Origin of the sequence: Marinobacter sp. UBA5687 (assembly GCF_002420325.1) — a bacterium.
Lineage (GTDB): Bacteria > Pseudomonadota > Gammaproteobacteria > Pseudomonadales > Oleiphilaceae > Marinobacter > Marinobacter nauticus.
Window position 1 is genome coordinate 14,037 of sequence record NZ_DIHV01000096.1, and the last position, 14,881, is coordinate 28,917.

The window sequence follows — 14,881 nt, forward strand, 5'->3', positions numbered from 1 at the left end:
ACAAACCGGAACGGCAGATCGCAGATGTCGTCGACAATTTCAGGCAGATTGACCAGGTCGTCCTTGTCCACCTCGATCATGCGCAAGCCCTGATCGCAATAGCGGTTCAGCAAGGCCTTGATCAGCGAAGATTTGCCCGTCCCCCGCGATCCCCAGAGCAGCGCATTATTGGAGGGCTCACCCGCCAGAAAACGTTCGGTGTTCCTTGCCAGTGCCTGCTTCTGGTGGTCGATGCCGGTCAGCGCCGGCCACTGCACCGGGTCCAGCCGGCGAATGGCCCGCAAGCCTGAACGATGCCTCCGCCAGACGGCGGCTGGTGTGTGTTGCCAATCAAACGCCTGTTCTGCCATGGGCTGCGGTTCCTCGTTGAAGATTTCACAAAGTCTGTATGAATTCTGGCCAGTTATGACTGTCAGAGGTTACGATTTGCAACTACACTGTAGCGGTAAGCAACATAGAAGGTTCATTTTGACAGTCCCCACGTTTTCAACGCTACAGCGCCCGATCTTAGTCGTCTCCCGGCTATCTTTCATGGCTCTGCTATTGTTGTTGGTTGTTGCCGGGCTCGCCCGGGCAGAGTCCCCTGCGGACAGACCTCCGGTGATTACCATCGGCGTAGTCGCCGATAACGAACCATACAGTTTTTTCGAGGGACGCATCCCAACGGGATTTTCCATTGACGTCCTGCGAGAAGTCGCTCGTAACGCCAACCTGACCTTCGATTTCCGGGCCGGCAGCTGGCCAGACATTTACGCGGCATTCCTGCGGGGCGATCTGGACGCCATTGATGGTATTTCCTGGCGCCCGGAGCGGGCTGAAAAGATCCTGTTTACCGAACCCTACCATTTTCGCGAAGTCTACCTGATGCGCGACAGCGCTCGTTACCTGCCCCCAATCCAGAATCTGAAGGACCTGGCAGGCCTGAAGATCGGGGTGGTGGAGAACATATACTACCTGGATCGGCTGCAGGAAGAAGACCTCACCATACAGACCTACGACACCCTGCCCAGCCTGGTGCGGGCCCTGGCCTTTGGCTGGGTGGATGTAGCCGTTGGCCCACGCCTGACTATGGAGTACCTGGCCAACCAGGCCGGCTTCCGTTTTCTGGAGATGGCCGGGCCCGCACCGCTGAACCAGTTATCGCGGGAAGACTTTCGAATTGGCGTCAGAGTTGGCGACCAGCTACTTCTAGACCGTTTACAGGCCGGGCTGGATGCCATTCCGACAAACCGCCTGAGTAATCTGCGCGAACGCTGGCAGGAGTTCGGTGGCTATTCTTCGGAACAATCCGCCAGGCTGCCTTTAAGTTCCGAACAACTACGGTTCCTGGCCAGCCTCGGGCCGGTTCGAGTTGGTTTCATGGACGATTATGCTCCGTTCAGCTTTACCGATGGCGGCCGAACCCTGGGCCTGAGCGTGGACGTTATGGATCGTCTGGCCGACCTTACCGGCCTGCAGATTATTCCGGTACGCGGCCAGTGGGACGAGCTGATTCCAATGCTGCAGAACGGCGATATCGATATCATGGCGAACATGTCCTATCGCCCGGAACGGGAAGCCTTTGCCCGTTTCACCGAGCCCTATCATACAATTCCCAATGTTGTTTTTACCCAAAGTGACAGCCTGAACTACACCCGGCTGGAGGACTTGGGCGACTACCGCCTGGCCATTGGTGCCGGCATCTATTACGAAGACGCAGTGAAAGAAATTCTGGGCACAGACAACCTGCTCACCTTCAGTGCTCAGGAGCCCATGTTCCAGGCACTGGCCAAGGGCGACGTGGATGTGGTGATCAATGCCCTGCATTCGGGCAATTACTGGATACATGAACTTGGCATCAGCGGCGTACGTATTGCCGGCGAACTGTTACTTCCCGGTTTCACCGGAGAGGACCTGCGTTTCGGCATCCGGCCGACCCTGTCGCCCCTGGCAGATATCCTGAACCAGGCTCTGGCGTCAATCTCACCCACCGAACAGAGAACCATCGAAACCCGCTGGCTCGGCGCCACGGCCCGCCGGGCAGATCAACCGAGTGGCCGAATTGAGTGGAACGAAACGGAATCCGACTGGCTGCGACAGCATAATCGCAGAGTCCGTATTTGTGTCGATCCGGACTGGAGCCCACTGGAAGCTGTCGAGAATGGCCAGCATGTTGGACTCTCAGCCCAGGTACTGGAGCTGTTCCGGGAACGGGGTGACCTCAATTTCCAACTGGTGCCAACCGACAGCTGGCGGGAATCCATCGACGCCGCCCGCGACCGCCGCTGTGACATGTTCCCTCTGGCTATGGAAACCCCGGAACGCACCAGCTATATGAGCTTCACCACACCCTACCTTGAAGTGCCTAATGTCATCATGGGGCGTATTGAGGCACCGTTTATAGAACGGCTGAGTGATATGGGAGACAGGCCCGTTGGCGTGGTCGACGGCTACGCGTTTGCCGAGCTCCTCAAGCAACGTTACCCCTCGCTGCAGCTTGTTCCGGTTGGCTCCGAGCAAGAAGGGTTACGGCAGCTGCAAAACGGCAAACTGGCCGGCTACATCACCACGCTGGCGACCGCCAGTTATTACATGCAGTCACTCGGCCTGGCCGACCTGAAAGTGATCGGCCGGGTTCCTGCCGACTGGTCTCTGGCCATTGCTACTCGAAATGACGAGCCTATACTGCACAACATCATGCAGCGGCTGGTTTCCAGCCTCACTCGAGAGGAGAGGGAAAACCTGGAGAGTACCTGGCGTAATCTCCGGATTGAGGAACGGGTTGATTACACCCGTTTCTGGCAGATTCTGATTGCCGGCCTTGTGATAACGGCTCTGCTGGTGTACTGGAATCGCAAGCTCGGCCGCCTGAACCGGGAGCTGGCCGAGGCCAACGAAGCATTATCACGGCTGAGCGTAACCGACAATCTCACTCAACTGGGTAATCGCAGCTATTTCGACCGCGAGTTTCCCCGCAGCTTCCAGTGGTGCCAGCGCCATAAAACCGGCTTCGCGGTGGCCATGGTGGATGCCGACCACTTCAAGAAAATCAACGACACCTGGGGCCATGAAGCCGGTGACCAGTGCCTTCAGGCACTGGCTGATGTGATGCGGGAGCACTTCCGCCGGGAAACCGACCGGTTGTCGCGTTTTGGTGGTGAGGAATTCATAATTTTCACCAGTTACGAAGACGCATCCGATATCATGGACCGACTGGAACGTTTCCGGACAGCGGTTGCCAACCGGCAGTGCGATACCTGCCAGGGTAGCCCGATCGAACTGACGGTCAGTATTGGCCTCGCCTATGGCGTGCCCGAGCCGACCGGCTCACCGGCGGAGTATCTGAGGCAGGCCGATCAGGCGCTCTACGCCGCCAAGGGCAATGGTCGAAACCGCCTGGAAGCAAGACAGACCGGACGCAAGACATAAGGAACAGGAGCAGAACATGGCACGTATCTATAACGACAATTCCCTCTCCATCGGTAACACACCGCTGGTGAAACTGAACCGGGTAAACGATGGCGCAACGATCTGGGCCAAGATCGAAGGCCGGAACCCGGCCTACTCGGTCAAATGCCGGATTGGTTCCGCCATGATCTGGGATGCTGAAAAACGCGGCACCCTGAAACCGGGCATGACCATTGTCGAGCCAACCAGTGGTAATACTGGCATTGCCCTTGCCTATGTCGCCGCTGCCCGCGGTTACAAGCTGATTCTCACCATGCCGGCCTCCATGAGTCTGGAGCGGCGCAAGGTTCTCAAGGCCCTGGGAGCCGAACTGGTACTCACCGAACCCGCCAAGGGTATGCCGGGCGCCATCGCCAAGGCCGAGGATATTTTTGCCTCCGACCCGGACAACCACTTCCTGCCGCAGCAGTTCCAGAATCCCGCTAACCCGAAGATTCACGAGGACACCACCGGCCCGGAAATCTGGGACGATACCGACGGTGAAGTGGATATCTTTGTTGCCGGCGTTGGTACCGGCGGCACGCTGACCGGCGTATCCCGATACATCAAGCAAACCCGGGGCAAAAGTATTACCACCGTGGCGGTGGAGCCGGCGGATTCACCGGTCATTGCCCAGACACTGCGGGGCGACGAGATCAAACCCTCCCCGCACAAGATTCAGGGTCTCGGTGCCGGCTTTGTACCCAAGAACCTAGACCTAGACCTGGTCGATCAGGTAGAGGCCGTGTCCAACGAGGACGCCATGGCCATGGCCCATCGCCTGATGCGGGAAGAGGGCATTCTGTGCGGTATTTCCTGCGGGGCTGCGGTGGTGGCCGCGATTCGGGTCAGCAAACAGCCGGAACACCAGGGCAAGAACATCGTGGTGGTGTTGCCGGATTCGGCCGAGCGTTACCTCTCGTCGGCCCTGTTTGCCGATACCTTTGGCGAGCTTGAGAACCAGCAGTAATTCTCACCGTGCCTGAATACAAAAAAGCGCAGCCTCTAAGGGCTGCGCTTTTTTTTAACGACTGACGCCAGTGTCAGAACTGGAATTTCAGACCAACCCGACCGGTATCGAAATCCGGACCGTCGTTGGTTACCTGGCCGTTGAAGTCGTCTTCATCGATGTCCACATTGTAGCGGTTGTACTCAGCAAACGCCGTCAGCTGTTCGGTTACCCGGAAGTCGACACCGGCACCGACAAAAGGATTCACCTCATCGTAGGTTTCGTCCTCATCGAAGGCTTCAACATCAAACGCGGAAGCAAACGCACCGGCCTTGGCATAAACGCCAAAGCTGTCGGTCAATGGCAGGCGACCGATGGCACTCAGGCCCGCGCCTTTGAGCTTGCCTTCCACGTCATCATCGCCGAAATTGCCAAAATCGATGTACTCGGCTTCAAGGGCAAAAAATTCGTTGAACTGATAGCCCAGAGCCGCGCCAAGCAGATCGTTCTCGTCCTCGAATTCGCCACCGTGGGCCTTGTATCCCCCGTAACTACCACTGATGTACGGTCCTGACTTGTCGCGGCTGACATTATCCTGAGCCCAGACAGCAGGGGCAGTGAAGACGGCAGCAGTCAGAACAGTTGCACACGCAAATCCAGCTTTGTAGCTCATAACGCGTTTTCCTCTGTGGTTGGGTTTTCCGTTCGTCAAAACGATCAATCGGAAATCCTGTTTCCCGATTGCGTAAAACCAGCCTACAGAAGAATTCAGGGGTACCGGGTTAAAACCGGACTAAGATTTATTCACTTTCCTGTCATCTCGTACCTGCAGATAACCGCCAGCAGCCCGCGCAACGGCAGCTCCCGCTAGCACCACACTGCCGTAACTCAGCCGGGAAATACCGTGGTGCCATACCCGAACCACTCTCGCTCCGGGCCGGGTAACCGGCACAGTTTCCAGTATCCGAAAGCTTTCTTCGGCTACCGATAAATGAACCCGCTGCAGTTTCACCGCGCCGTGTTGCACACCGTGAGCGAGAAGATCTACCAGGCCCAGCCACCAGTGCATGTCGCTATTACCGTTGTTCATACCAACCAGTCCTCCAGTTGCTGGCACACCGATGCATGGTGTGCCAGGCCGATATGATCCACACCCGGAAAATTCGCACAGCCCGCCAGTTGCCAGCCGGATTGGCCAGCGCCTTCAGCACTGGCCTGCTGCACCAAGGCGTCACCAAAGAGCAGGTTCACAGGGTGTTGTTGACCGCGCAGGAGCAGGCCACTGACCACATAGTGCCGGGCCTCCGGTAACAGTGGCTGGGGCTCCACACCGGGCTCCAGGACATCGCCCCGAGACAGATTACGGATACCCTGGCTACGCAGGTCGATCACTTCGCCAATCACCCTCAGATAGTCCCGGGATCTCCGATTTAACCAACCGGCAGCCCGGTGGGCACCAACCGCCAACCAGGAGCCATCGTGTGGCGAACCGATGTACACGCAATCCGGTGACCGGGTGATCCAGGCATGATTGTTCACCATGCCGTAGTGGCAGGCACTTCGAATCAGCAATCCGCCCATGCTGTGCCCGATCAGGATCAACCGCTGTACCGGGACGGGCCAGTTGCTGACCAGGGATTCAAGCAGGGCCGCCAGCTCCTGGCCGTTCCGATAGATCGGCCGGCCAGTGTTGAAACGCAGTTTCAGGGCGCTGGCATCGCCAAGCTGTTCCGCCAGATGGCTGCCATAGTGGTGCCCGGGCCGCGAGGGAAAATCCCATACCGACTCCAGCTCCATGAGTCCGTGGATGGACAGGCACAAAGTACGACCGGGCGCCTCGGGTTCCGGTTTCTCTACCTGCAGCTCTGTATCTCCGGCAAATACGGACATAGGAACGGCAAGACCATTGCCACGATGCTCCAGCCAGTCGCCAAGAAAGCCACTGGCGATGGCCGCTACCTGTTGCTGGATTCGCCCGGTTGAGACCTGAGGTGCCATCATCATCTCCTGTTGATAGCTCCAGTGTACGCCTGACAGGGACAAAGGCTATGGCGATAATCGGGCCAGAATACGGCTCACGGGCGAATGGCTGCCAACGCTTCGGCTCAAGGAAGTTTAATCTGCCGGCAAGGGCGACAGAGAGGGAATCCTGATACGCTTCCGAACCGTATTTGTCGTTTAACCGGGAAAATACAAGGAAGCATCTAATGCGATCTGCCGTTCTCTTACTCACTCTGACAAGCCTGATTTTTTCCGCGCTTCCGGCATCGGCCGAAAGCACAGAAGAGGCCACACCGGAACCCGAGGTTATGGGGTTTGTGGAATGGGTGGTAATGGGCGAAACCGGCATACGCCTGAAAGCCCGTCTCGACACCGGTGCCAAGACCTCCTCCCTGCATGCAGTCAATGTCGAACCATTCGAGAAGGACAATGAAGAATGGGTGCGGTTCCAACTGCCCTTGGGCGACCATGAAGACCAGCCCAGTGAAGGAGATATTGATCACGAAGAAGTGATTCTAGAATTCGAACGGCCGGTATACCGGACCGTACTGATCAAGCGCAAGGGCGCGCCGTCCCAACGCAGATACGTGATAAAAATGGACTTCTGTATTGGTGGTAAAACCCATGAAACCCAGTTTTCACTGACGGACCGGGGCAAGTTCTCTTATCCAGTGCTGCTGGGCCGACGTTTCATGCGTGATGACAACATCCTGATCGACTCAGGCCGCAGCTTTATCGTTGAAAACGAGTGTGAATACAGCACCCTCGAGGAGCTCGCCAAGAGTAAGAAGGCGCTGACAGGCTGAACTATTCGATACTCTCCGGTTCGTCATTACGAATTCTTAGAAAGCTGGCGAACCGGGGTAAGCCTGTAGCCGTGAGGCCGCGATAGCGGAACGTAACCCGGGCGCCAATAGCAGGCGGATTGTGCCGCTCCTCATCGGTAAACCCGGTGCCAAGCCGGAACCGGCGACCACTTTCCAGCTCTACCTCCAGTGCCCCCAATAATCCCTCATACTTGCCCTTGCCGGGAAGATGAGCAACCACTGTGGCTTCCGCATCCTGATGTTTTTTCACTTTGAGCAGGTCATCTGAACGGCCCGCCTGATACCAACTTTTGCGGCGTTTCAGCATCAGTCCCTCACCACCGGCCGCGACCGTTTGCTCAAGCCGGGCCATCAGCTCATCGTGGCTGGCAACTACCCGCTGTTCCACCAGTACCAGATAACGCGAATCTGCTGCGGTCACCAGCTGTTGCAAGCGTCTATAGCGTTGCTCAAAAGGCCGATCTGGCTCGGGCAAATCAAAGACGTAGAAGCGCACCTGACGCCATTCCTGGTCTACTGGCTGAACTTTGCGGACTACGCCAGATAGTTCCGCAAAACGGCCACGACCGCTCCAGAGTTCGCCATCCAGCGGTTGAGCGGGAAACTGACGGGTAAACCAGGCCGGTGCGCTATACCTGTACCCGCCCCTAGACCAGAGCGTCTCGCCATCCCAGAATGCCCGGACACCGTCCAGCTTTTCACTGACCCAGTACTCTTCCAGGTTGACCCCGGGATGGTAGACATTGGCGAGCGGAAGAGCCGGCGGCCGGCCACTGGCGTGCCCAAACGCTGAAAGGAAGATTGATACAACAATAAAACTGAATGCCAGAGGCATCGCCCTGACACGGGTGGTATTGCAGAGTGGCATAGTCCTTTGCCCTGTTACGTCCCTGTTTACAGAATTCCGATATTGCGGCTCTTAAGCCGTTACATACTTCAGCAGCTCTACCACCTGTTCCGGCGTTTGAGCCCATGCCATGGCGGCGGCGTCCACTTCTTTGAGCGGATGCACAATGTCTTCGTCATGCAGGGTAATGTATGGCGTGCCCATGGCCGCACAATAACCGGCGTCGAAGGCCGCGTTCCACTGCTTGTACTTGTCGCCAAAGCGGATGACCGCCAGATCACACTGCTCAAGCAGGGTTTTGGTGCGGATGGCGTTTACCTTGGACGACTGGTGGTCACGCCAGAAATTGTTTTCCGGCTTGCCCAGGAAGTCACCTGCGGCATCACTGGATTCGTGATCGGTATTGGCAGACGTGAACTCTACCGGCAGGCCGGCCGCCTCAGCACCCGCAGCAATCTGCTCGCGCCAGTCGGTGTGGATTTCGCCAGAAAGGTATACGGTCCAGATCATGTTGGGCTCCTTACGCCAGTTTAAAGCCGGCCAGTCTAACCTACGGGCCGGCTTTAATGTAGGCGCCTGGACGACCACCGCAGCATGGCGCTCTCAAGCCAGTGACGTTACTGCCGGCCACATGCAGACTTTTCCCACAAAAATCTGACTGATCTTCCTACACACTATTTACGACATTCCGGTACATTCTGCCGCCCCAAGAACCCATCTGGAGTATCGAATGGACGCCCCGGCAATCTCACGGACAGAGAAAATGCTCTCTGCTGTTCTGAATAATCTGAAAAAATATCTGTTGGCCATCGCAAGCTCGCTGTTCGCGGTCTTCCTGGCCATGTCTTCCTTTTTTACCACGGAGCTGGGCTACACCTATGTGGTTCAGGACACCCTGTTTGGCACCATCCGCGTGTTCACCGAGCCCGGCCTGCACTTCAAGGTACCGTTCTTCTCAAACGTTTATACCTACAATCAGGCCATGACCCTGAGTTTCGGTAACCAGGAGAGTGGTGAAAAGATCAAATCCACCCGGCAGCTGGGCGAAGTAGAGGTGCAGTTCGCTGACACCTACACCGCCCGGATTCCGGCCACTTTCCGGTTCCGACTGTCAGCAGATCCGGAAAAGATTGTGGCTATGCATCGTGAGTTCCGTAGCTACGACAACCTGATCGATTCCCTGCTGATCAAGAACGCCAAAAACGTGACCGTAGTGACCGCCACCCAGTACACCGGCGAAGAGTTCTTCCAGGGTGGTCTGAACAAGTTCAAGGTTCAACTGGAAGACCAGTTGCAGAATGGCCTTTACGAAACCGAGCGACAGCAGGTGGAAGTGGAGCAGACCGACCTGGCTGCCGTATCTTCAACCAATGACGACGGCGACCGGCTGGAGCGGAAAGTGCAGCTGGTCTGGAAGAACATCATCCTGCAGGACAGCGCCGGCCAAGCCAAGCGCATTGCCAACCCGCTGGATGCTTATGGCATTCAGGTACGCCAGGTGACCATTGGTCGTCCGCTGCCCGAGAAGCGACTGGATGAGCTGCTGGTGAAAAAGAAGGACCTGGTCGCCAAGCGGATTACCGCGATCCAGGCCCAGGAAACCGCCCGCGCCGAAGCCAAAACCGCGCAGCTGGAAAAAGAGATCGAAAAGGCCAGGGCCATCCAGGACGCCCAGCGCAGCAAGGAACTGGCCATTATTTCCAAGCAGAAAGAAGTGGAAATGGAGCGTCAGCAGGCAGAACTGGAAACCGTCCGCAAAGAGAAAGAAAAGGCCGTAGCCGTGCTGGAGAAACAGAAGCAGCTGGAAATCTCGGTTGCTGAGAGAGACATCCAGAAAGCCAATGCCGAAGCCGCCACCTACGCTGCAAAAGCCATTCGTGAGCAAGGCCTGGCGGAAGCCGAAGTCGCCAAGGCACACCTGCTGGCCAAACAGGCCGCCCGGGATATCTACATGGCCGAAATCCAGCGCGATATCGCCCAGGTAATGTACCCGGCCCTGAAGGACGTAACCATCGATATGCCGGACTACTATGTCGGGGCCGACGCAGGCGCCAGCCCGGTCAGTAGCCTGGAAGTATTTACCAGTCTTGGAGCTATGGAGCAGTTGCGGAGGGCGAACACTACGACAGCGCCATAAATACTCTACGACGTGTGGGTGTGACCTCTTCTGGTCACACCCTGCGAACGCTCTTGTCAAAAAACCAAGGACAAAACCATTTCCTGTTATTCAACGAATGACCTGCACTTAAGGCGCTGTTATGACAAGCCATCCATTGCCACGCCGCGTATCTCAGCCCAGCACAAGAACGAGCACCAACAGGAAAGCCATAATCCCAAGACAGATGCCAATCACCGCACCGGGATCATCCGGATCTTTTTCAGGTGCAGGCACAACCCTGGACTGGTCCCACAGAAACGCCTTCAAATCGGAAATGAGTTGCGTGTTAGAGGTTCGAATACCTGTGTACCACTCGTCAGGGAACTCGATGGCCGTCTGCGGCACCACAATGGGCCCGCACATCGAGCCAAAATGAACGGCTCCATTCAACAGCAGACTGTCTCGGCGCAGTGTTCCCCTTGGCAGCTCTGCCGCTGACACTTGCAGGTCTTCCAGTGCTTCAACCACATAACCTTCGGGTAGCTCACCATGCACCAGCACAGGCAACGGTTGTTCGCCGCAAGGCATAGAAGCCAGTGCCGGGAACCGGGTATCGTCCAGGGGAGGATGAAAGATCCGGTCCAGATTATCCGGGCGAAAAGGCCTTAGCCCCGCAAACTGCCCGGGAATCAGCGACACTCGCGAACCAGGCTCTCGCCCCTTCCAGAATAACGTCCAGGCGATGGCCCGAACTATTTTCAAACGCAGAGATTCCCGAACTTCATGACGTCCGGGCGATTCTGGCAACCAGACCTCGTCCGAATAGTCCGTCACTGCCAAGCCATCGCCGCCCAGCCACAGGCACCACTCTGGGTGATCATCAAAAACAATGCAGAATTTACGGCCCTCGACTCTATCCAGCTCGTCATCTCCGGGCTCTTCCAGTTCGGCGAAAACCTGACCTTTGCTAACGTCCAGATGAAGCCGGCGTGCATCGGGCATGATCTCATTGTTTATAGCCCGCTCAAGTTCACGAAATGAGTCCAGTAACGCCTCATCCAGCAATGATGGGTGAGGAACATAGGTGTCCTCAACAAGGTGATCCGCTTCCCTAACTGCATCCTTGGTTACAGCCTCAAAGTTATAGACAGGCGACGCCCAGGTGCCAAAGAGCATCGCCTCCTTGGCCCTTAACTGGCTGAGCTTGCATGAAGAGAGGATTGAGCCTTCGTTTTCTGCGAACGCAAAAGATTTGCTGTCATCATAAACAAAGAACTCACGGGTCCGCTGAAGGCCGGCCCCACCCTCAATATCACTGACTTTCCAGATCTGGGCGCTTACGTTAGCCGAGGTGCCGCTCTTATTCACTGCAGGGGAGGCATAAACCTTCGCTTGATAAAGTCTCTCTTGCCCATCATCCAGCGTCACCAAGGCTTTCATCCCCAACAGTTCCATGAGTGAACTGTCCATGATGATCTTGGCATCAAACCAGTTCAGCCAGGCTCCCAGCATGTGGGCGTTTCTGGCCAACTCCCGTAACGGTACGGCCCTGACGAAAACATCGGCGTCTTCCGCCAAGACAAGGTGCTCCTGGAGGGCTTCTTGCACTTCATTTGCATCCGGGCTTGCCAAAAAACTGTGGTGATCATCAACACTGTACAGCATTGGTAATTCGAGCCCCGGGTGTTCTCTAATGAACACGGTGTGAAACAGCACGTCACCCCACTCCCGAATGAGCTTCAGGTGGTTACCACTATTGAGTGCTTCCATAAACTCAGTGGCGGCCGGCACAGGCACATCTTCCTTGATCATGATAGGCAACATCCTTTTCTTGCCTTGTTTACGATTTAGCTCTGAGCTCCATCCTGGGTGAGCAATCTGTCCTGCAAGTCACGGATCACTCTCAGCACCCGACTCATTTCCTGCTGGGTTTTCAGATCAAGATCCAGCTTGCCATCCATGGTTTTCACCAGCGGCACAATGGATCCTTCAAAGATCCGGGCGAAGGCCATCAGCGCGTCGCCCACCTGGGGCGGGCTGTCCAGGTTGACGGTGACAGCGGGATTCAGCTGTACCGATTGCAGGCCTTCGCTGAGGCCGGTTTCGAGGGAACGGGACAACTGGCTCAGAGCCTTGTCCAGATCGGGTTCCGGGTGTTTTCCGCTGTCCAGTCCGGCAACCAGCTGTTGCCCCAGTTGCTGCAGATGTTCCGAGATCAGCCCCAGTTGGCGAACCACTTTCACCCCGGTTTCCTCGTCGCCACCGGCTTGCTGACGGCGGCGGTATTCTTCACAGATGGCCTGCCAGCGTGCCGCTTCTTCGTCGTTCATGGTGCCGCGCATCTGCTTGAGCTTGAGCAGGTTTTCTTCGGCGCCGTAGGTCAGCAGCTGAGCCTCGCCCTGGTAGTGGTCATCAATCAGGGCTTCCAGTTCCTGGTCACTCATCACCGGCGACAGCTTCTCCGCCAGCTTGTTCATGTTCCGGTAACTGCCCTGCAGCTTGAAGGTGGGCTCGGTGCGGTACGCTTCTGCCTGGGCGCTGGAGGCAATGTAAGCCTGATTGACCCGCAACACGGTTTCCCGCACCCGGATCATTTTCTTCAACAGGGCAACGATTTCATCGCGCTCGGCGGCGCTGTAGTCGTGTTCAAAGTCCGAATCCGCCACCGTTTTGCCTTCGGCCAGATCGGCGAACCGGTAAAAGTCCGCCATGCCCCGGGTGGCCAGCGGTGCCAGCACCCGGTTGGAGCTCAGGCTGTTCTCGATGTAGGACAGCGCAAAGGCATGCTCCATGCCCGAGAGCACGTCACCCAGGTTGTAGATGTCGGCCCGGTTGGCGAGCATGTCGGGGACCTTGAAGACTTCGCCGCTCTCGGTGTAGGGGTTACCCGCCATCACCACACAGAAACGTTTGCCACGCATGTCGTAGGTGCGGGTCTTGCCGCGCCACACCCCTTCTATGCGGCGCGTGCCGTCACACAGGGAGATAAACTTCTGCAGGAATTCGGGGTGAGTGTGCTGGATATCGTCCAGATACAACATCACGTTGTTGCCCATTTCCAGCGCCAGGTTGAGCTTGATCAGCTCTGCTTCGGCGGTGGAATGAGGTGCCTTTTCGGGATCCAGCGACATCACGTCGTGGCCCAGGCTCGGGCAGTTGATCTTCATGAAGATCAGACCCAGGCGGTTGGCCACGTATTCCATCAGCGTGGTTTTACCGTAGCCCGGCGGCGAGATCATCATCAGCAGCCCGGACTGGTCGGTGCGGCGGTCTTCACCCGCCGTGCCCATCTGCTTGGCCAGGTTATCGCCAATGATCGGCAGGTAACTCTCGCTGATCAGCTTGTTACGTACGAACGACGACAACGGGCGGGGCCGGAACTCGTCCAGCCGTAACTGGCCACGCCATTTCTCCAGTACCTGTTGCCGCACCTCCTGCAACTGCTGCCAGCCAGGAATGATCTCCTGCTGGTGATATCGCAGACGCTCGTCAAATTCATCCAGTTGCAGGCTGAGCGTGCGCTCTTCAATGCGAGGGTGTTGGCCCAGCAGACCCTCAATCTGGAACGCCAGTTCCACACTGCGGACCGAGGTTTTCACCGTTTCGCCCACGTTCAGCACGACCACGGCCTCCGGAAGATAGTGCAGCAGATGCTGCTGATCCGTCTTGGCCATCCAGGCTTTCAACCAGTGGCTGGTGATGCTCCAGCGAGCGGCCGGCTGATCGGCCACGACCTCCAGTGCCTGCTGATACTGGGCAAACTGGTTATCCCGTTTCAGTGCCTCGACAAAGCCGGTTGCCAGATCCCCGGCATAGCGAGTGATATCGAAGGCTTCGGATTCTTCCGCCAGCTGCCGTACCAGGTACTGGGCTGCGGAATGCACCAGGCTGCGCCCATCGCTGCCCGGCCCGGCCAGGCTCAATTGCTGTTCTTCCACAAAGTTTGCGAGCTGCGGTTCCAGTTCCTGTTGCAGGGATTCCAGCAGCTCATCGGACTGCATCATGCGGCTGAGGATGCCGGCAGACAGGCACCGGGAACGCAGTTGCTGGCCCGCGCTCTGTTGCTGGCTCAACCCGGCCCAGAACAGCATGGCCAGTGCCCGCGCCCTGGGGCTGAAGCGCAGCAGCCCGGCGTTCTGAATCGCCGGCCACAGCGTACTGACAATCAGCGCTGCGTCGTGATCGTGGATGCCTTTTTCGTAGCCCTCCCGGTATCGGGGCGAGGCGAACTTGCGGATGTAACCGGTCAGCTCATCCAGATCCGCGACATTGACCGGCAGGTCTCCGGTCTTGCGGAACTCCTCGATCACCAGTGCCGACAGATACTCCGCCCGGTACACCCGGTCGGATTCCGAGGGCTGGCTCATGTTCCAGTAGCCCCGGAGGCGATCCAGCTCGGGCTCCTCCAGGCGCTCGTAATACTGGGTTCCGGTCAGGTGCAGCAGGACATGATCCTCCCGGGGAATCAGGGTCAGATCCAGCTCCCGCTGGTTAACGCTGAACTTGTGCTTGCCCAGCCGGATAACGGCACCGCCATCCTCAAAGATATCGGCCTTGTCCCGAACACTGCGCAGGGCGGTGTCCTGAGCCGCTTTGAGCTGGCCCAGGCAATCGTCCGCCTCCATGGCGGCACCCAGCTCCCGCAACTCACCGGCCATGCTGCGCAACCGGCTAACCATGGCATCAGAGGCGAAGAAGGCATGCAGCTCTTCCGGGCTGCTGAAACGTTCGGT

12 protein-coding genes are annotated in these 14,881 nt (G+C 57.4%); 4 read left to right on the forward strand and 8 right to left on the reverse strand.

All coding sequences use genetic code 11. The features are described from left to right. Positions 1–350: DUF815 domain-containing protein (locus tag B3Y70_RS10035; protein ID WP_288589727.1), on the reverse strand; the 350-nt coding region annotated here is incomplete at its 3' end. Positions 351–531: 181 nt separating this feature from the next. On the opposite strand from B3Y70_RS10035, the gene B3Y70_RS10040 reads away from it, so the two are divergent. Continuing rightward, entirely contained in the window at positions 532–3,408 is a 2,877-nt protein-coding gene (locus B3Y70_RS10040) for a transporter substrate-binding domain-containing diguanylate cyclase (protein WP_286894574.1), read from the forward strand. A 16-nt stretch (positions 3,409–3,424) separates the two neighbouring features. Next, positions 3,425–4,396, forward strand: a complete 972-nt coding sequence (gene cysK / locus B3Y70_RS10045; protein ID WP_288589728.1) for a cysteine synthase A — start codon at positions 3,425–3,427, stop codon at positions 4,394–4,396. A 73-nt stretch (positions 4,397–4,469) separates the two neighbouring features. Here cysK and B3Y70_RS10050 read toward each other — a convergent pair whose 3' ends face one another. The 3 genes from B3Y70_RS10050 to B3Y70_RS10060 all read right to left on the reverse strand — a co-directional run bounded on the left by B3Y70_RS10050 (position 4,470) and on the right by B3Y70_RS10060 (position 6,379). Further along, a complete protein-coding gene (locus tag B3Y70_RS10050) occupies positions 4,470–5,048 on the reverse strand; it encodes an outer membrane beta-barrel protein (RefSeq protein WP_011787098.1) in 579 nt (192 codons plus the stop codon). 120 nt (positions 5,049–5,168) lie between these two features. Beyond that, on the reverse strand, positions 5,169–5,465 hold the full coding sequence (locus tag B3Y70_RS10055) for a hypothetical protein (RefSeq protein ID WP_278350964.1): 297 nt from the start codon (positions 5,463–5,465) through the stop codon (positions 5,169–5,171). After that, positions 5,462–6,379, reverse strand: a complete 918-nt coding sequence (locus B3Y70_RS10060; protein WP_288589729.1) for an esterase/lipase family protein — start codon at positions 6,377–6,379, stop codon at positions 5,462–5,464. Before B3Y70_RS10060 ends, B3Y70_RS10055 begins: the two co-directional genes overlap by 4 nt. 203 nt (positions 6,380–6,582) lie before the next feature. On the opposite strand from B3Y70_RS10060, the gene B3Y70_RS10065 reads away from it, so the two are divergent. Further along, positions 6,583–7,182 carry an ATP-dependent zinc protease gene (locus B3Y70_RS10065; RefSeq protein WP_278350962.1) on the forward strand — a complete coding sequence of 200 codons (600 nt, stop codon included), beginning with the start codon at positions 6,583–6,585 and terminating at the stop codon, positions 7,180–7,182. 1 nt (position 7,183) lies between these two features. On the opposite strand, the gene B3Y70_RS10070 is transcribed toward B3Y70_RS10065, so the two are convergent. Continuing rightward, positions 7,184–8,071 carry a DNA ligase gene (locus B3Y70_RS10070; RefSeq protein ID WP_011787102.1) on the reverse strand — a complete coding sequence of 296 codons (888 nt, stop codon included), beginning with the start codon at positions 8,069–8,071 and terminating at the stop codon, positions 7,184–7,186. A 51-nt stretch (positions 8,072–8,122) separates the two neighbouring features. Continuing rightward, entirely contained in the window at positions 8,123–8,560 is a 438-nt protein-coding gene (locus B3Y70_RS10075) for a YtoQ family protein (RefSeq protein WP_014422944.1), read from the reverse strand. Positions 8,561–8,780: 220 nt separating this feature from the next. Between B3Y70_RS10075 and B3Y70_RS10080 the strand changes: the two genes are divergently transcribed. Continuing rightward, positions 8,781–10,187, forward strand: a complete 1,407-nt coding sequence (locus B3Y70_RS10080) for an SPFH domain-containing protein (RefSeq protein WP_278350961.1) — start codon at positions 8,781–8,783, stop codon at positions 10,185–10,187. A 153-nt stretch (positions 10,188–10,340) separates the two neighbouring features. On the opposite strand, the gene B3Y70_RS10085 is transcribed toward B3Y70_RS10080, so the two are convergent. Both B3Y70_RS10085 and B3Y70_RS10090 read right to left on the reverse strand, forming a co-directional pair. Continuing rightward, positions 10,341–11,960 carry a hypothetical protein gene (locus B3Y70_RS10085; RefSeq protein ID WP_278350960.1) on the reverse strand — a complete coding sequence of 540 codons (1,620 nt, stop codon included), beginning with the start codon at positions 11,958–11,960 and terminating at the stop codon, positions 10,341–10,343. Positions 11,961–11,995: 35 nt separating this feature from the next. Further along, positions 11,996–14,881: AAA family ATPase (locus B3Y70_RS10090; protein WP_288589731.1), on the reverse strand; the 2,886-nt coding region annotated here is incomplete at its 5' end.

What these genes read in the sequence shown, in the direction of transcription:
- B3Y70_RS10040 (WP_286894574.1), top strand. Translation starts at nt 532, where the DNA reads ATGGCTCTGCTATTGTTGTTGGTTGTTGCCGGGCTCGCCCGGGCAGAG.
- cysK (WP_288589728.1), top strand. Translation starts at nt 3,425, where the DNA reads ATGGCACGTATCTATAACGACAATTCCCTCTCCATCGGTAACACACCG.
- B3Y70_RS10050 (WP_011787098.1), bottom strand. Translation starts at nt 5,048, where the DNA reads ATGAGCTACAAAGCTGGATTTGCGTGTGCAACTGTTCTGACTGCTGCC.
- B3Y70_RS10055 (WP_278350964.1), bottom strand. Translation starts at nt 5,465, where the DNA reads ATGAACAACGGTAATAGCGACATGCACTGGTGGCTGGGCCTGGTAGAT.
- B3Y70_RS10060 (WP_288589729.1), bottom strand. Translation starts at nt 6,379, where the DNA reads ATGATGATGGCACCTCAGGTCTCAACCGGGCGAATCCAGCAACAGGTA.
- B3Y70_RS10065 (WP_278350962.1), top strand. Translation starts at nt 6,583, where the DNA reads ATGCGATCTGCCGTTCTCTTACTCACTCTGACAAGCCTGATTTTTTCC.
- B3Y70_RS10070 (WP_011787102.1), bottom strand. Translation starts at nt 8,071, where the DNA reads ATGCCACTCTGCAATACCACCCGTGTCAGGGCGATGCCTCTGGCATTC.
- B3Y70_RS10075 (WP_014422944.1), bottom strand. Translation starts at nt 8,560, where the DNA reads ATGATCTGGACCGTATACCTTTCTGGCGAAATCCACACCGACTGGCGC.
- B3Y70_RS10080 (WP_278350961.1), top strand. Translation starts at nt 8,781, where the DNA reads ATGGACGCCCCGGCAATCTCACGGACAGAGAAAATGCTCTCTGCTGTT.
- B3Y70_RS10085 (WP_278350960.1), bottom strand. Translation starts at nt 11,960, where the DNA reads ATGATCAAGGAAGATGTGCCTGTGCCGGCCGCCACTGAGTTTATGGAA.